Here is a 13,892-nt window from a genome sequence, read left to right on the forward strand (position 1 = left end):
TTGCGCCCCGGTCTCCCGCGGCGACTCCGGAACTGTACGGGGACGGACCCGCCACATGCAAATCGCCCCTGCCCGGGCTCCCGGGCAGGGGCGATCAGGGCCGGTCACGACCGATCAGCGGACCTCGGTGATCTCCGGACCGCGCGCGAACGGATCGAGCGAGGTGCCGCCGAAACGGTTGTCGCCCTCGCCGGCGGTGGCGGCCGCCCCACCACCGTCGGCGACCATCTGGGCGTCCTCGGGAAGCTTCAGCACGATCGGGTCGCGGGGAGCCATCGGGGCCTCACCACGCACGACGACGGTCTGGCGGAAGACCTGCTCCAGGATCCCGGCCATCTCCGGCTGCACGGCGGCCTGGCCCGAGATCACACCGCGCAGGAACCAGCGCGGACCGTCACAGCCGACGAACCGCACCAGCTGGACACCCTGGGTGCCGTCCGGCAGCTGCACCGGGACCTGGGCGCGGAGGTGCCAGCCGAGCGGGCCCTCCTCCTCGTCGATGATGCCGCCCTGCGAGGTGATGCCGTTGGCGATCTCCTCGCGGACCTCTCCCCAGATGCCCTCGGACTTCGGGGCCGCGAAGGCCTGGAGCTGGATGGCGCTGTTGCCGAGCACGAGGGTGGCGGCCACGATCGCGTCACCGGCGACCTCGACGCGCAGCTCCATGCCCTCGACACCGGGGACCAGCAGACCCCCGAGGTCGACTCGCCCCTCCTCGGGGTTCTCCAGCTCCGAGTGGTCCCACGGACCGTCCGGCCGGGGGGCCGGCGGCAGGCCGACCCTGTCGGCCGGGTCCAGCTCGGTCACGTTCTCGCTCTCGGCGGAACCTTCGACGTCATCGGCCGTCTCGTCGGCGCTGATGGCGTCGTCGGCGAGCTGCTCGACAGCGTCCTCGCTCTTCTGGCGACGACGGAACACGGTCACTGTCCTTCCCGGTCCAAGACCGATGCGAATACCTGCTCGGCTTCCTGCGAGGCCGCGGGCATGCTAGACCGCGGCGTGGCCGCCGGTCGACCCGAACCCACCCTCGGCACGTGCCGACCCAGGCAGCTCCTCCACCTCGTGGAAGCGGGCCTTCTCGACCTGCTGGATGACCAGCTGGGCGATCCGGTCCCCTCGGCGGAAGCTGACCCCCTCGCGCGGGTCCAGATTGACGACGATCACCTTGATCTCTCCACGGTACCCGGCATCGACCGTCCCCGGGGCGTTCACGAGAGCAACTCCGCAACGAGCTGCCAGCCCGGAGCGGGGGTGGACGAAGGCCGCGTAGCCGTCCGGGAGCGCGATGGCGATGCCGGTGGGCAGGACAGCCCGCTCACCGGGGGCCAGCTCGGCGTCGACGGTGGTCCGCAGGTCCGCGCCGGCGTCCCCGGGCTGCGCGTAGGCGGGCAGCGGCAGCTCGGGGTCGATGCGCTTGATCAGGACGTCCAGCTGCGGGCGGGGGGTGTCGCTCAAGGGTTCACCTCAAAGGCTCGTGCGCGCTTCATCAGATCCGGGTCGTCGAGGACCTTGTCGATGTCCTCGGCACGACCGTGCGTGGTGAAGTGTTCCAGCTTCACCTGGACGAAGAGCGCCTGCGCGCGCACGGCGACCGGTCCGTCCGGGCCGCCGATCCGTGCCTCGGCGGCGCTGTAGATCTTGCGGCCGTGGACGCCGGTGATCCGGGCGCGCACGTGCAGCACCGAGTCGACGGGCACCGGGGAGAGGAAGTCCGTCTCCAGCCGGCCGGTCACGGCCGGGGCGTGCAACAGCCAGTTGAGCGTGCCGAGGATCTCGTCCATGGCGGTGGTCAGCAGGCCGCCGTGGGCCAGGCCGGGGCCGCCCTGGTGGACGTCCCGGACGGCGAACTCGGCCGTGACGTCGAGTCCTTCGCCCGCGACGGCGTCGATCCGCAGGCCGCCGGGGTGCTGCGGGCCGCAGCCGAAGCAGTGTTCGTAGTGGGAGCCGAGCCGGGTGCCGGGGGCCGGTGCCTCGGGGGCGCGCGGCGGCAGGACGGCGTCCGGCGGCGGGGTGGTCGGGGACGGCGGCATCGCGGGCGCCGGCCGGTCGGCGGGGGTGCTGGGGGCTGTCGTACCGGTCACGGGCCCCAACCCTACCCAGGGGTAGGTGGGCCCCCGGTGGGGGTGGCGTCCCGCGCCGGGCGTCAGGGCGCCCACAATGGGGGCATGTACGACGAACGCCTCACGGTGCCGCGCTCCTGGTGGCTGCTCCCGGCCGCGGTGGGCCTCACGCTCGCGCTGATCCTGATCCGGGTCAGCGGCCCGGCCGCGCTGGTCGGGCTGGTGGTCGGCGTGGCCGCCGGCGCGGTCGCGATCAGCAGCTACGGCTCGGCCCGGATCCGCGTGGTCCAGGGTTCGCTGGTGGCCGGACCGGCCCGGATCCCGGTGGACGCGCTCGGCACCGCCCGGGCGCTGAGCCCCGCCGAGGCGGTGGCCTGGCGCGGTCCGAAGGCCGATCCGCGCGCCTTCATGCTGCTGCGCAGCTACGTCCCGACGGCGCTGCGGGTCGAGGTGAGCGATCCGGCCGACCCGACGCCGTACCTCTACCTGTCGACCCGCTCGCCGATGAAGCTGGCGGAGGCGCTGGAGGAGGCCCGGCGCGGCGCCCGTACCTGAGCGGGCGGGCGGGGCCCGGAAGGGCCCGACGAGGACCTGGAAACGGAGAGGGACGGTTCCGCTGCTGCGGGACCGTCCCTACGACTTCGTGCGTGCCGACGCGTCGGCCGACTCCGTCCTGCCGGGTCCGTCCGACCGGACGGTTCCCGGAACTGCCGTCCGGCCCCGCTGCCCGGGGCCGGAAGGAGCGGTGTGCCGGTCCCGCGGGAGCCGCGGGCACCGGGCCGTGTCCGCCGCGGTGCTCAGGCGCCGCAGTCCCGGCAGATCGGGTTGCCGTTCTTCTCGCTGTACAGCTGGCTGCGGTGGTGGACCAGGAAGCAGCTCATGCAGGTGAACTCATCGGCCTGCTTGGGCAGCACCCGAACGGCCAGCTCCTCGTTCGAGAGGTCGGCGCCGGGGAGTTCCATGCCCTCGGCGGCGTCGAACTCGTCGACGTCGACGGAGCCGCCGCCCTTGTCGTTCCGCCGAGCCTTGAGCTCCTCGATGCTGTCTTCGTTGAGCTCGTCGTCGGTCTTGCGTGGGGTGTCGTAGTCGGTTGCCATTTTTCGCTCTCCCCCTCCGGGTTTGTGCGGTGTGTGCGGTATCTCCAGCGCACGTAACGCATGGGGGGTCGGTCTTGTGCCCGACCCGAGGCGGAGATTTTGCCTTACTTCAAGCCCTGTTACTCAATCGACACTCAGCGCAGGGTCCATCGGGGTGATCCTCGGGGCTGCTGAAGGCCTCACGCTGGGCCATCGCAACCCCTCTCCGGACCCGGCGGAGCGACCACGCACAGTGAGCAAGGGTGGCGCGGATACCCGTCGAATCCCTTGCCCATCAGGGATGCCGACCGATCCGGCGGATCCGGCTGGGGGCGAAATCCGGTCACGGACGGCGATCGGCACCTCCGGCCGGGTGATCACTCTCCGGGGTTGACCGAAACCGTGGAGCGACACGGTGTGAGCTTGGTCACGTTATGAATCTTCCGGGGCAAACCACGGAAAATCCACCCACTCCGACCGCTGGCGGGAACGTTCTACTCGGCGCTCCGCCGGGCCGCCCGGCGGGCCAGCATCGCTGCCTGGCGCTCCTCGAACTTCCGCGCCTGCGAGTCCAGCCCGTCCAGGAAGACGCCCAGCTCGTTCTGCGCCATCATCCCCTCCGGGCCCAGGCCGTCGATCTCCATCACCTTGAGGTGGCGCAGCACCGGCTGCAGCACGTCGTCGTGGTGGATGCGCAGGTTGTACACCCCGCCGATGGCGATCTGCGCGGCGGCGCGCTCGAAGCCTGGGATGCCGTGGCCGGGCATGCGGAAGTCGGTGACCACGTCGGCGATGGCCCGCATGGCCTGGTCGGGGGCGATCTCCAGGGCGGCCTTCAGCAGGTTCCGATAGAAGACCATGTGCAGGTTCTCGTCGTTGGCGATCTTCGCCAGGAGCTGCTCGCAGAGCGGGTCGCCGGCGTACTTGCCGGTGTTGCGGTGCGAGATGCGGGTGGCGAGCTCCTGGAAGGCCACGTAGGCGACCGACTGCAGCATGCTGTGCGCGTTGTCGGACTCGAAGCCCTCGGACATGTGGCTCATCCGGGCCCGCTCCAGCTCCACCGGGTCGACGGCGCGGGTCGCGAGCAGGTAGTCACGGATGGCTATGCCGTGGCGGCCCTCCTCGGCCGTCCAGCGGTGCACCCAGGTGCCCCACGCGCCCTCGCGGCCGAACATGCTCGCGATCTCGTGGTGGTAGCTGGGGAGGTTGTCCTCGGTCAGCAGGTTCACCACCAGCGACACCCGGCCCAGCGCGGTCACCTGCGACTGGTCGAGCGCCCAGGCCTCGCCGCCCAGGACGCCGTCGAAGTCACGGCCCTGGCTCCACGGGACGAACTCGTGCGGCATCCACTCCTTGGCGATGCCCAGGTGGCGGTTCAGCTCCTTCTCCACGACCTCTTCGAGGGCCAGGATGAGCCGCGCGTCGGTCCAGCCGCTCGATCCGAGCGAGGTGCTGCTCTGCACGGCACTGCTCTGCACAGGGGCGATGGTCACGGTCTTGCTCCTGGGGGACGGGCACGCGCTGGGACGGGCGCGTTGGGCGGGCACGCGTCGTGCGGGTCGTCGGCGGAGCGTCGACGAGACCCACTTACGGTTGCGTAGGTTACGACACCGTAAGTTGCTCGGGCCGGAAAAGACAAGCCGCCCCCGCCAGGCCTTATGTCGTCTTGACGGGCCTGACGGGGGCGGCTTGTGCTTCGAACCCCTGCGGCTGGGGCTACCGCGAGGGGACGCGGACCCGCATGGTGAGGCCTCCCCCGGCGCGCGGGGTGGCCTCCACGCTGCCGCCGTGGGCGCGCACCACCGAGCGGACGATGGACAGGCCGAGCCCGACCCCCTTGTCGCTGCGGGTGCGGTCGGCGCCCTTGACCCGGCGGAACGGCTCGAAGATGTGTTCCAGCTCGTACCCGGGCACCACCGGGCCGGTGTTGGAGACCACCAGCTCGCCGCCGCCCGGCACCTCGGCCGTGGACAGCTCGACCCAGCCGCCCGGGGTGTTGTACCGGACGGCGTTCTGCAGCAGGTTGAGCGCGAGCCGCTCCAGCAGCACGCCGTTGCCCCCGACCACGGCCGGATCGAGCTTCGAGCGCAGCTCGACCTCGCGCTTGTCCGCCTCGGCCCTGGTCTGCTCCAGCGCCCGGGTGGCCACCTCGGACAGCTCCACCGGGCGGCGGTCGGTCAGCTCGTTCTCGCTGCGGGCGAGCAGCAGCAGGCCCTCGACCAGTTGCTCGCTGCGCTCGTTGGTGGCCAGCAGGGTCCTGCCCAGCTGCTGCAGATCGGGCGAGGCGGCCGGGTCGGAGAGCTGGACCTCCAGCAGGGTGCGGTTGATCGCAAGCGGGGTGCGCAGCTCGTGCGAGGCGTTGGCGACGAAGCGGCGCTGGGAGTCGAAGGACCGGTCCAGCCGGTCCAGCATGTCGTCGAAGGTGTCGGCGAGTTCCTTGAGCTCGTCGTCCGGCCCGTCCAGCTCGATCCGGCGATGCAGGTCGGAGGAGGCCACGTCGCGGGCGGTGCGGGTGATCCGGCCGAGCGGGCGCAGCACCCGGCCGGCCATCGCGTAGCCGGCCGCGAACGCGATCACGGACAGGCAGACGAGGACGGTGAGAAGCTTGCGCAGCAGGGTGTTGAGCGCCTGGCTGGCCTGGTAGGCCTTGTTGTCGTTCAGCCACTGGTCGAGCGCGGACTGGTTGGTGAGGGTGAGGCCGTCGGGGGTCCGCACGGAGATGCCCGGCCCGTTCAGCAACAGGTGCGGCTGGCCGACGTTCTGCAGGGCCTGCTGGACGAAGAAGTACATCACCAGCAGCAGCACCACGCCGGCCATCAGGAACATCCCGCCGTAGAGCAGGGTGAGCCGCATCCGGATGGTGGGGCGGAAGGGCAGCCAGGCGAGCATGCCGTCACCGGGGACGTAGGTCTGGTTCGACCGGGCCGAGCGCGGCGGGTGCACGGGCTTGGGCGGCACGGCGCGCGGGCCGCCGGCGGGCGCGCCGGAGGGCCCGCCGGCCGGGGGCGGGGTGGTCATGATCGTCCTCTCGGGGCGTCCGCCGGGGCGGGCGCGGGGTGGTGGGATCCGGGGCCGGGCCCCGCGGCGGGGATCCGGGGGTCAGATCCGGTAGCCGGAGCCCGGCACGGTGACGATGACCGGCGGGTCGCCGAGCTTGCGGCGCAGCGTCATCACGGTGACGCGGACGACGTTGGTGAACGGGTCGGTGTGCTCGTCCCAGGCCTTCTCCAGCAGCTGCTCGGCGGAGACGACGGCTCCGCCGGCCCGCATCAGCACCTCCAGGACGGCGAACTCCTTGGGGGCGAGCTGGACGGTGCGCCCGTCGCGGATCACCTCGCGCCGACCGGGGTCGAGCGAGATGCCGGCCCGCTCCAGCACCGGGGGCAGCGGGACGGTCGCGCGGCGTCCCAGCGCCCGTACCCGGGCGACGAGTTCGCTGAAGGCGAACGGCTTCGGAAGGTAGTCGTCCGCGCCGATCTCCAGGCCCTCGACCCGGTCGCTGATGTCGCCGGAGGCGGTCAGCATGATCACCCGGGTCGCCAGGCCCTGCTCGACCACCTTGCGACAGACGTCGTCGCCGTGGACCAGCGGGAGGTCGCGGTCCAGGACCACCACGTCGTAGTCGTTGACCGCGATGCGCTGGAGCGCGGCCTCCCCGTCGTACACCACGTCGACGGCCATCGCCTCGCGGCGCAGGCCGGTCGCGACGGCCTCGGCAAGCAGCTGCTCGTCCTCGACGACGAGAACCCGCACGGTCGTTGTCCCTTCTCCAGGCCGGCCCCGGAAAGCGGACGCACGGCTCCGACGGTGGCTCCATCCTGCCTGGTCCTGCGGTAAAGCAGCGATAAGCTGCCCCTCGGGCAAGGGGTGCGGCTCCCCGGCGGTGACCGTTCGTGTCGGCACCAGTCCGGTTGGACTGTGACACGGGCAACTTTCTTCCACCGGGAGGTTTCCCGGCCGCCCCCCGGGGGAGGACAGCTGCACACCCGCGATCTGGCTGTTGGCCGGTCGCACCCACCCGCCGTGCGTTCATCCGCGCCGGCCCTGGGGCTGGGACATCACCGGGAGCGGCCAAAAGCCGTCTCCGCGTCCGACCGGAGATCCACCGCCGGCCGGGACGCTTTCACCGGCTGGACCTTCCTCGGGGCGGAGAGCGCACGACCGTGCACGTCCGACACAGTAAGGGGGCCCGTATGGACGCCTTCAAGGCCGGAATCCTGCAGCGCATAGCCAACGCCGAGCAGGATCTGCACCGCGCGATCGAGGCCGGGGACGAGTTCCTCGCCGAGGTGGAGCAGTCCGAGCTGGACGACCTCCGCCGACTCGCCGCCGAACACGGCGTGGACACGGTGCTGGAGCGCCACCGCACCGCTGCCTGACCCGTTCGGCACCACCGACCCGTCGCCGGTACTCCGGCACCTGCGGCCCTGAGGGGGCCGTGCGAAACCCAGGCCCTGGCATCCCCCGTATGCCAGGGCTCTTCGCATGTCCGGGCCCTTCGCGGGTCCGGGCTCTTCGCGGCTGCCGGTGAGAGTGCTTCCGGCCGGCCGGGTCCGGCGGACCCGGCCGGAACCGGTCGGAACCGGTCAGTCCGCCCAGGCGCGCAGCGCGGCCAGGCGCTCCTGCAGCGGCTCGTACACGCCCGGGGCCGCGGCGACGGTCAACTCGCCCTCCGGGCCGTGCCCGGGGCGGCCGCCGGTCAGGGCGCCGGCCTCGGCGGCGATCAGGCAGCCGGCCGCGCGGTCCCACGGGGCGAGGCCGCGCTCGTAGTAGCCGTCCAGCCGCCCGGCGGCGACGTCGCAGAGGTCGACCGCGGCTGCCCCGCCCCGGCGGATGTCCCGCACCTCGGGCATCAGTGCCAGCAGCACCTCGGCCTGGCGCACCCGCACCGGCTGGACGTAGTTGAAGCCGGTGGCGATCAGCGCCTGGCCCCACGGCGGGGCCGGGCGGGTCGCGAGCGGCCGGCCGTTCAGCCGGGCGCCGCGACCCAGGACGGCGTGGAACAGCTCGTCGCGCGCCGGGGCGTACACCACTCCGACGACCGCCCGGCCGTCCACCTCGGCGGCCACGCTGACCGCCCAGGAGGGCAGTCCGTACAGGTAGTTGACCGTGCCGTCGAGCGGGTCCACGACCCAGCGGACCCCACTGGTGCCGGGCCGCTCGGCGCCCTCCTCGCCGAGGTAGCCGTCGGCCGGGCGGCGCCCGGTGATCAGCTCCAGCACAAGCTTCTCGGAGGCGAGGTCCATCTCGGTGACCACGTCGACCGGGCTGCTCTTGGTGCCGGCCACGCCGAGGTCGGCGGGGCGGCCGTCGCGCAGCAGGGCGCCGGCCTGCCGGGCCGCGTCCAGGGCGACGTCCAGCAGGTCGTCGAGGAGCCGGTCGTCGGGCTGGGCGGGGGCGGTCACGGGATTCTCCTCCATAGCGGCGGGACGGGCGGTCAGCGCTCGGCGACGGCCGGGCGGGGGGCGCGCGGGTTGGGACAGCAGGCGACCGGGCAGACGTCGTGGCCGGGGCCGAGCGCGCCGAGTGCGCAGCGGGTCACGTCCTCCCCGCGCTCGGTGGCGGCCCGCTCCAGGACCAGCTCGCGGACGGCGGCGGTGAACCGGGGGTCGGCGCCGACGGTGGCGGCGCGGGCCACCGGCAGGCCGAGTTCGGCGGCCTTGGCGACGGCCTCGGTGTCGAGGTCGTACTTGACCTCCATGTGGTCGGAGACGAAGCCGATCGGGACCATCACCACGGCGGGTGCGCCCTCGGCGTGCTGGGCCTCCAGGTGGTCGCAGATGTCCGGTTCCAGCCACGGCGTGTGCGGGGCCCCGCTGCGGCTCTGGAAAACCAGCTCCCAGGGCCGGTCGGCGACGCCGGTGCGTTCGGCGACGGCCGCGACGACCAGCCGGGCCACGTCCAGGTGCTGGGCGACGTAGGCGCCGCCCGGCGTGCCGCGGGCCGGGTCGTCCGGGGCGCCGGAGGTCTCGGCCATGGTGTCCGGGACGGAGTGGGTGGTGAACGCCAGCCGGGCGCCGTTCCGGACGGCCTCGGGCAGCTCCGCCAGTGCGGCCAGGGTGGCGTCGATCATCGGTTCGACGAAGCCGGGGTGGTTGTGGAAGTGCCGCAGCTTGTCGACCCGCAGGGCGGGCACGCCCTCCTCGGCCAGGGCGGCGAGCGCGTCGGCGAGGTTCTCCCGGTACTGGCGGCAGCCCGAGTACCCGGCGTAGGCGCTGGTGGCGAGCACGGCGATCCGCCGGTGGCCGTCGCCGGCCAGCTCCCGCAGGGCGTCCACCAGGTAGGGCGCCCAGTTCCGGTTGCCCCAGTAGACCGGCAGGTCAAGACCGTGCTCGGCGAAGTCCTTGCGCAGCGCGGCAAGCAGCTCACGGTTCTGCTCATTGATCGGACTGACCCCGCCGAACATGAAGTAGTGCTTGCCCACCTCCTTCAGCCGCTCCGTGGGGATGCCGCGGCCCCGGGTGACGTTCTCCAGGAACGGGACGACCTCCTCGGGGGCCTCGGGGCCGCCGAAGGAGAGGAGCAGCAGGGCGTCGTACGGAGCGGCGCCGGAGGGGGAGGGTTTGCGCGCGTCGGACATGGAACCGATCCTGCCACTGAGGGGCCGGGCGCCGCCGCCGGGGCCGCGCTGGTGTCCGGAAAATACCGTTTGCCAACGTACGTAAGCTGTGTACGCCAGCCTCGTTCCTTACCCCACCCCCGACCCGGAGCTCCCGTGCTGTCCAGCTACCGCCGGATATTCGCCTCCCCCGGCACTCTGGCCTTCTCCACCACCGGTTTCGTCTCCCGACTGCCGATCTCCATGACCGGCATCGGCATCGTGACCATGCTCTCCCAGCTGAGGGGCTCGTACGGGGTCGCCGGCCTGGTCTCGGCCGCCCTCGCGATCTCCGCCGCCGTCCTGGGCCCGCAGGTCTCCCGACTGGTGGACCGGCACGGGCAGCGTCGGATCGTCGTCCCGGCGATGGCGATCACCGTCGTCGCCGTCGTCGGCCTGCTCCTCTGCGCCCGGTTCGAGGCGCCGGACTGGACGCTGTTCGTCTTCGCGGCCGGCATGGGCGTGATGCCGAGCACCGGCGCGATGGTCCGCGCCCGCTGGGCCCACCTCTACCGCGACGACGCCCCCAAGCTGCACACCGCGTACTCCTTCGAGGCCGTCGTCGACGAGATCTGCTTCATCGTCGGCCCGATCCTCTCCATCGGACTGGCCACCTCCGTCTTCCCCGAGGCCGGCGTACTGCTCGCCGGCGTCTTCCTCGCCGTCGGCGTGCTGCTGTTCGCCGGGCAGCGCTCCACCGAGCCGCCGGTCCACCCGGCCGCCCGGCACGAGGGCCGCTCGGTCATCCTCAACCGCGGCCTGCAGGTGCTGATCCTGACCTTCGTCGCCACCGGCGCGATCTTCGGCTCGGTCGAGGTCGTCACCGTCGCCTACTCCCAGGCCCAGGGCCACAAGTCGGTCTCCAGCGTGATCCTCGCCCTGTGGGCGCTCGGCTCCTGCCTGGCCGGCGTGGTGTACGGGACCCTCAAGCTCTCCGGCTCGATGGCCGCGCGGTTCTTCCTCGGCGTCCTGTTCATGGCGCTCAGCATGGTGCCGCTGCTGCTGGTCGCCCACGCGGTGCACGGCATCGGCGGGCTGGCCGCGGTCGGCGGCGCGCTGCTGATCGCGGGCATCGCCATCTCCCCGACCCTGATCACCGCGATGGCGCTGGTCGAGCGGCTCGTCCCGGCCTCCCAGCTGACCGAGGGCATGACCTGGACGACGACCGGCCTCGCCATCGGCGTCGCGGCCGGCTCCTCCGCCGGCGGCTGGCTGGTGGACGCCCGCGGCGCCGCCGCGGGCTACTGGGTCCCGCTGGCCGCCGGCGTCCTCGGCGTGGCCGCCGCCCTCGCCGGCCTCGGCCGGCTGCGGGCCGGACTCACCGCCGACCAGGACCCGGAGGCCCCCGCCGAACCGGTCGGACGACCCGTAGACGCCGAACGGTGAACTGACTAATCTCTCGCCCTACCCGTGGCCCTACCCATGGGTAGGGCGGCCGCGCCGCCCCGGACCGCGCCGACCCCGGTGCCACGGAGCAGGAGGCCGCACAATGCCCCAGGCCAGTACCGCGACCCGCACCCGGTGGACCAACTGGGCCGGGAACCAGAGCTCCCAGCCCACCCGGACCGCCACCCCCGGCACCGCGGAGGAACTGGCCAAGGAGATCCTGCGCGCCGCCGACCGGGGCCGCACCGTCAAGGCCGTCGGTTCCGGCCACTCCTTCACCTCGATCGCCTCCGCCGGCGACGGCGTCCAGATCCGCCCGCACGCGCTCACCGCCGTCCGCGAGATCGACCGCGAGGCAGGCACCGTCACCGTCGAGTCCGGCCTCCCGCTGCGCCGCCTCAACCGGGTCCTGGCCGCCGAGGGCCTCTCCCTCACCAACATGGGCGACATCGAGGTGCAGACCGTCGCCGGCGCCACCAGCACCGGCACCCACGGCACCGGCCGCGACTCCGGCTCACTCGCCGCCCAGATCCGCGCCATGGAGATCGTCCTCGCCGACGGCACGGTCGAGCGCTGCTCCCCCACCGAGAACCCCCGGCTCTTCCAGGGCGCCCGGCTCGGCCTCGGCGCCCTCGGCGTGATCACCGCCCTCACCTTCGGCGTCGAACCGGCCTTCCTGCTCACCGCGCACGAGCAGCCGATGGCCTTCGACGAGGTGCTGGAGCGCCTCGACGACCTCACCGCCGTCAACGAGCACTTCGAGTTCTACTGGTTCCCGCACACCGACCGCTGCGCCACCAAGCGCAACAACCGCAGCCAGGGCCCGGCCGCCCCGCTGCCCCGGTTCAAGGAGTGGCTGGAGGACGACTTCCTCTCCAACACCGTCTGGGAGGGCGCCTGCCGGGTCGGCCGGCGCTTCCCCGGCTCGATCCCCTCGATCGCCGCGCTGGCCAGCCGCGCCTGGTCCGACCGCAGTTACACCGACACCGCGCACCGGGTGTTCACCAGCCCGCGCAAGGTCCGCTTCGTGGAGATGGAGTACGCGGTGCCGCGCGCGACCGTCGGCGAGGTACTGCGCGAGCTGAAGGCCCTCGTCGAACGCTCCGACTGGAAGGTCAGCTTCCCCGTCGAGGTCCGGTTCGCCCCCGCCGACGACCTCTGGCTCTCCACGGCCTCCGGCCGGGACAGCGCCTACATCGCCGTCCACCTCTACCGCGGCACCGCCGACCAGGGCTACTTCACCGGCGTCGAGAAGCTGATGACCGCCCATCAGGGCCGCCCGCACTGGGGCAAGCTGCACACCCGCGACGCCGAGTACCTGGCCGGCGTCTACCCGCACTTCGGCGACTTCACCGCCCTGCGCGACGAGGTCGACCCGCAGCGGGTCTTCGGCAACGACTACCTGCGCCGGGTGCTGGGGGCCTAGGGTCCGCCCCCGCACCGCCGCCTACGGGGCTTGGTCCGCCGGGGCCTGGGTCCCGGCGGCCGGCGGCGGGGCCACCGTCGACCGCGCCGACCCGTCGCCGGTCGCGGGCGGCTGCGAGGGGGTCTCGTCGGTGGGCTTCCCCCCGCCCGCCGACGGGGAAGCGCCGGCCGACGGGGTCGCGCTCGCGCCCGCCGAGGGCGAAGCCGTGCCCGCGCCGCTGCCCGGGGTGCCACTCGGCTCCCGGCTCGGCCGCGCGGTCGCCGGGGACGAGGCCGCGCCGGAGGGCGTGGCCTCGGAACCGTGCGGGCCGCCCGGCTCTCGGCGCTCCGCGGGCGCGTCCTGCGGTTGCGAGGACCTGGGCGCCACCGAGCCGCCGAAGGACGTGCCGTTGCCGGACTCGCCCTTGACCGTCGCCGACACCGGCTGCCCGGTGGCCAGTTCGAAGGCCACGATCGGCGTCATCGCCAGGACGAACACCAGCCCGGACACCACCGCGTAGGTCTTCCACGTCCATCGGCGTCGCGCCCGCGCCACCTGCGGCTCGTTCCACTCCGCGGTGATCACCGGCGCACCCGCCACCCGCTCGGGCCCGTCGGGCCGGCCGCCCCCTCCGGGCCGCCCGGACTCCACCGGCACCTGGCGCAGCGCGTTCGCGGTCCGGTTCGGCCCGCGGTCCACCGCCCCGCGCAACTGTTCGCCGGTCCGCTTGAAGGCGTGCTGGAGCACCGCGCCGCCGGTGGTGGCCCCGATGCTGACCACCGCGGCGCCCATGATGGTTCCGTACACGCCCAGTTCGGAGGCCAGCAGCGCGCCGACCACGGCAGCCAGGGCGCTCGCGACGACCTGAGCCACACTCAGATCGATCCGCTTGCGCTCCTCCTTCCCGCCCTCCTCGACGGGGCTCCGCTCCGGCATCGACATCCCTCGGTCCGTACGACTGTTTCTCGAACAAGCCACTCCATCTTGCCCAAAGAAGGACACAAGGGGCGAAAATGCGGTTCTGCACGCCCGGATTGTGTGAAGATGATCACCGTCCATCCGCCGGTGGTCCGCCATTGCGGGGGCGCGCTCTTGAGATTCCCGTGAATCGCGGGAGACTTGAGCGGCGAGCCGCCCCTTCGGATGCCACGAATGGAGTACTGTTCGTAAAGCCTGAGCCTTGGGTCGACTTGTCGACTGCGCCCACACCGGTAGCTTGACGAAGAGCCACGGAGCAGGCACGCACGGCGACGCCCGTCCCGGATCGTCGCGATCACTGCGCGTGCGAGGACGGCCGGGACACCCAGGCGCGACGTCGACGGATGGCGTGGCAAAAAGGCAACCGTGCCACAGCGGCGTGCCCGGGC

14 protein-coding genes are annotated in these 13,892 nt (G+C 72.7%); 4 read left to right on the plus strand and 10 right to left on the minus strand.

Going from position 1 to position 13,892, the window contains the following annotated elements:
* Positions 1–114 precede the first annotated feature (114 nt).
* The 3 genes from AB0D10_RS20780 to AB0D10_RS20790 form a co-directional block, all read right to left on the minus strand.
* A complete protein-coding gene (locus tag AB0D10_RS20780) occupies positions 115–918 on the minus strand; it encodes a DUF3710 domain-containing protein (protein ID WP_360258269.1) in 804 nt (267 codons plus the stop codon).
* Between the two features lie 69 nt (positions 919–987).
* Entirely contained in the window at positions 988–1,455 is a 468-nt protein-coding gene (gene dut, locus AB0D10_RS20785; RefSeq protein WP_350629222.1) for a dUTP diphosphatase, read from the minus strand.
* On the minus strand, positions 1,452–2,030 hold the full coding sequence (locus AB0D10_RS20790) for a PaaI family thioesterase (protein ID WP_360258479.1): 579 nt from the start codon (positions 2,028–2,030) through the stop codon (positions 1,452–1,454). Before AB0D10_RS20790 ends, dut begins: the two co-directional genes overlap by 4 nt.
* 135 nt (positions 2,031–2,165) lie before the next feature.
* Here AB0D10_RS20790 and AB0D10_RS20795 point away from each other — a divergent pair, with 135 nt between their 5' ends.
* A complete protein-coding gene (locus tag AB0D10_RS20795) occupies positions 2,166–2,615 on the plus strand; it encodes a DUF3093 domain-containing protein (protein WP_360258274.1) in 450 nt (149 codons plus the stop codon).
* 242 nt (positions 2,616–2,857) lie between these two features.
* Here the strand turns inward: AB0D10_RS20795 and AB0D10_RS20800 are convergent, their stop codons facing one another.
* The 4 genes from AB0D10_RS20800 to AB0D10_RS20815 all read right to left on the minus strand — a co-directional run bounded on the left by AB0D10_RS20800 (position 2,858) and on the right by AB0D10_RS20815 (position 6,889).
* Entirely contained in the window at positions 2,858–3,157 is a 300-nt protein-coding gene (locus AB0D10_RS20800; protein WP_030057692.1) for a DUF4193 domain-containing protein, read from the minus strand.
* A 473-nt stretch (positions 3,158–3,630) separates the two neighbouring features.
* Positions 3,631–4,623 (minus strand): acyl-ACP desaturase, encoded by a 993-nt coding sequence (locus AB0D10_RS20805; protein WP_360258482.1) that lies wholly within the window; start codon positions 4,621–4,623, stop codon positions 3,631–3,633.
* A gap of 229 nt (positions 4,624–4,852) precedes the next feature.
* Entirely contained in the window at positions 4,853–6,154 is a 1,302-nt protein-coding gene (locus AB0D10_RS20810; RefSeq protein WP_360258276.1) for a HAMP domain-containing sensor histidine kinase, read from the minus strand.
* 81 nt (positions 6,155–6,235) lie between these two features.
* Positions 6,236–6,889: a response regulator transcription factor gene (locus AB0D10_RS20815; protein WP_097235981.1), complete on the minus strand. Its 654-nt coding sequence runs from the start codon at positions 6,887–6,889 to the stop codon at positions 6,236–6,238.
* Between the two features lie 440 nt (positions 6,890–7,329).
* Between AB0D10_RS20815 and AB0D10_RS20820 the strand changes: the two genes are divergently transcribed.
* On the plus strand, positions 7,330–7,515 hold the full coding sequence (locus AB0D10_RS20820; RefSeq protein WP_030057688.1) for a hypothetical protein: 186 nt from the start codon (positions 7,330–7,332) through the stop codon (positions 7,513–7,515).
* A gap of 207 nt (positions 7,516–7,722) precedes the next feature.
* Here the strand turns inward: AB0D10_RS20820 and AB0D10_RS20825 are convergent, their stop codons facing one another.
* Together AB0D10_RS20825 and AB0D10_RS20830 are read right to left on the minus strand one after the other, a co-directional pair.
* A complete protein-coding gene (locus AB0D10_RS20825) occupies positions 7,723–8,556 on the minus strand; it encodes an inositol monophosphatase family protein (protein ID WP_360258278.1) in 834 nt (277 codons plus the stop codon).
* Positions 8,557–8,573: 17 nt separating this feature from the next.
* A complete protein-coding gene (locus tag AB0D10_RS20830) occupies positions 8,574–9,716 on the minus strand; it encodes a ferrochelatase (RefSeq protein WP_360258280.1) in 1,143 nt (380 codons plus the stop codon).
* Positions 9,717–9,851: 135 nt separating this feature from the next.
* Here AB0D10_RS20830 and AB0D10_RS20835 point away from each other — a divergent pair, with 135 nt between their 5' ends.
* Positions 9,852–11,120, plus strand: a complete 1,269-nt coding sequence (locus AB0D10_RS20835; protein ID WP_360258283.1) for an MFS transporter — start codon at positions 9,852–9,854, stop codon at positions 11,118–11,120.
* Positions 11,121–11,223: 103 nt separating this feature from the next.
* The gene (locus tag AB0D10_RS20840) at positions 11,224–12,546 is read left to right on the plus strand and encodes a D-arabinono-1,4-lactone oxidase (RefSeq protein ID WP_360258286.1); all 1,323 of its coding nucleotides are present in this window, start codon (positions 11,224–11,226) and stop codon (positions 12,544–12,546) included.
* A gap of 21 nt (positions 12,547–12,567) precedes the next feature.
* Here the strand turns inward: AB0D10_RS20840 and AB0D10_RS20845 are convergent, their stop codons facing one another.
* Complete coding sequence (locus tag AB0D10_RS20845; RefSeq protein WP_360258288.1) at positions 12,568–13,461, minus strand: hypothetical protein; 894 nt, start codon at positions 13,459–13,461, stop codon at positions 12,568–12,570.
* Between the last annotated feature and the right edge of the window lie 431 nt (positions 13,462–13,892).

The sequence above is a fragment of the Kitasatospora sp. NPDC048545 genome, from assembly GCF_040651155.1.
GTDB lineage: Bacteria > Actinomycetota > Actinomycetes > Streptomycetales > Streptomycetaceae > Kitasatospora.

Excerpts from the sequence above, each read along its gene's own strand:
- AB0D10_RS20845 (WP_360258288.1), bottom strand. The coding sequence starts at position 13,461 with ATGCCGGAGCGGAGCCCCGTCGAGGAGGGCGGGAAGGAGGAGCGCAAG.
- AB0D10_RS20810 (WP_360258276.1), bottom strand. The coding sequence starts at position 6,154 with ATGACCACCCCGCCCCCGGCCGGCGGGCCCTCCGGCGCGCCCGCCGGC.
- AB0D10_RS20795 (WP_360258274.1), top strand. The coding sequence starts at position 2,166 with ATGTACGACGAACGCCTCACGGTGCCGCGCTCCTGGTGGCTGCTCCCG.
- AB0D10_RS20800 (WP_030057692.1), bottom strand. The coding sequence starts at position 3,157 with ATGGCAACCGACTACGACACCCCACGCAAGACCGACGACGAGCTCAAC.
- AB0D10_RS20825 (WP_360258278.1), bottom strand. The coding sequence starts at position 8,556 with ATGGAGGAGAATCCCGTGACCGCCCCCGCCCAGCCCGACGACCGGCTC.
- AB0D10_RS20830 (WP_360258280.1), bottom strand. The coding sequence starts at position 9,716 with ATGTCCGACGCGCGCAAACCCTCCCCCTCCGGCGCCGCTCCGTACGAC.
- AB0D10_RS20790 (WP_360258479.1), bottom strand. The coding sequence starts at position 2,030 with ATGCCGCCGTCCCCGACCACCCCGCCGCCGGACGCCGTCCTGCCGCCG.
- AB0D10_RS20840 (WP_360258286.1), top strand. The coding sequence starts at position 11,224 with ATGCCCCAGGCCAGTACCGCGACCCGCACCCGGTGGACCAACTGGGCC.
- AB0D10_RS20820 (WP_030057688.1), top strand. The coding sequence starts at position 7,330 with ATGGACGCCTTCAAGGCCGGAATCCTGCAGCGCATAGCCAACGCCGAG.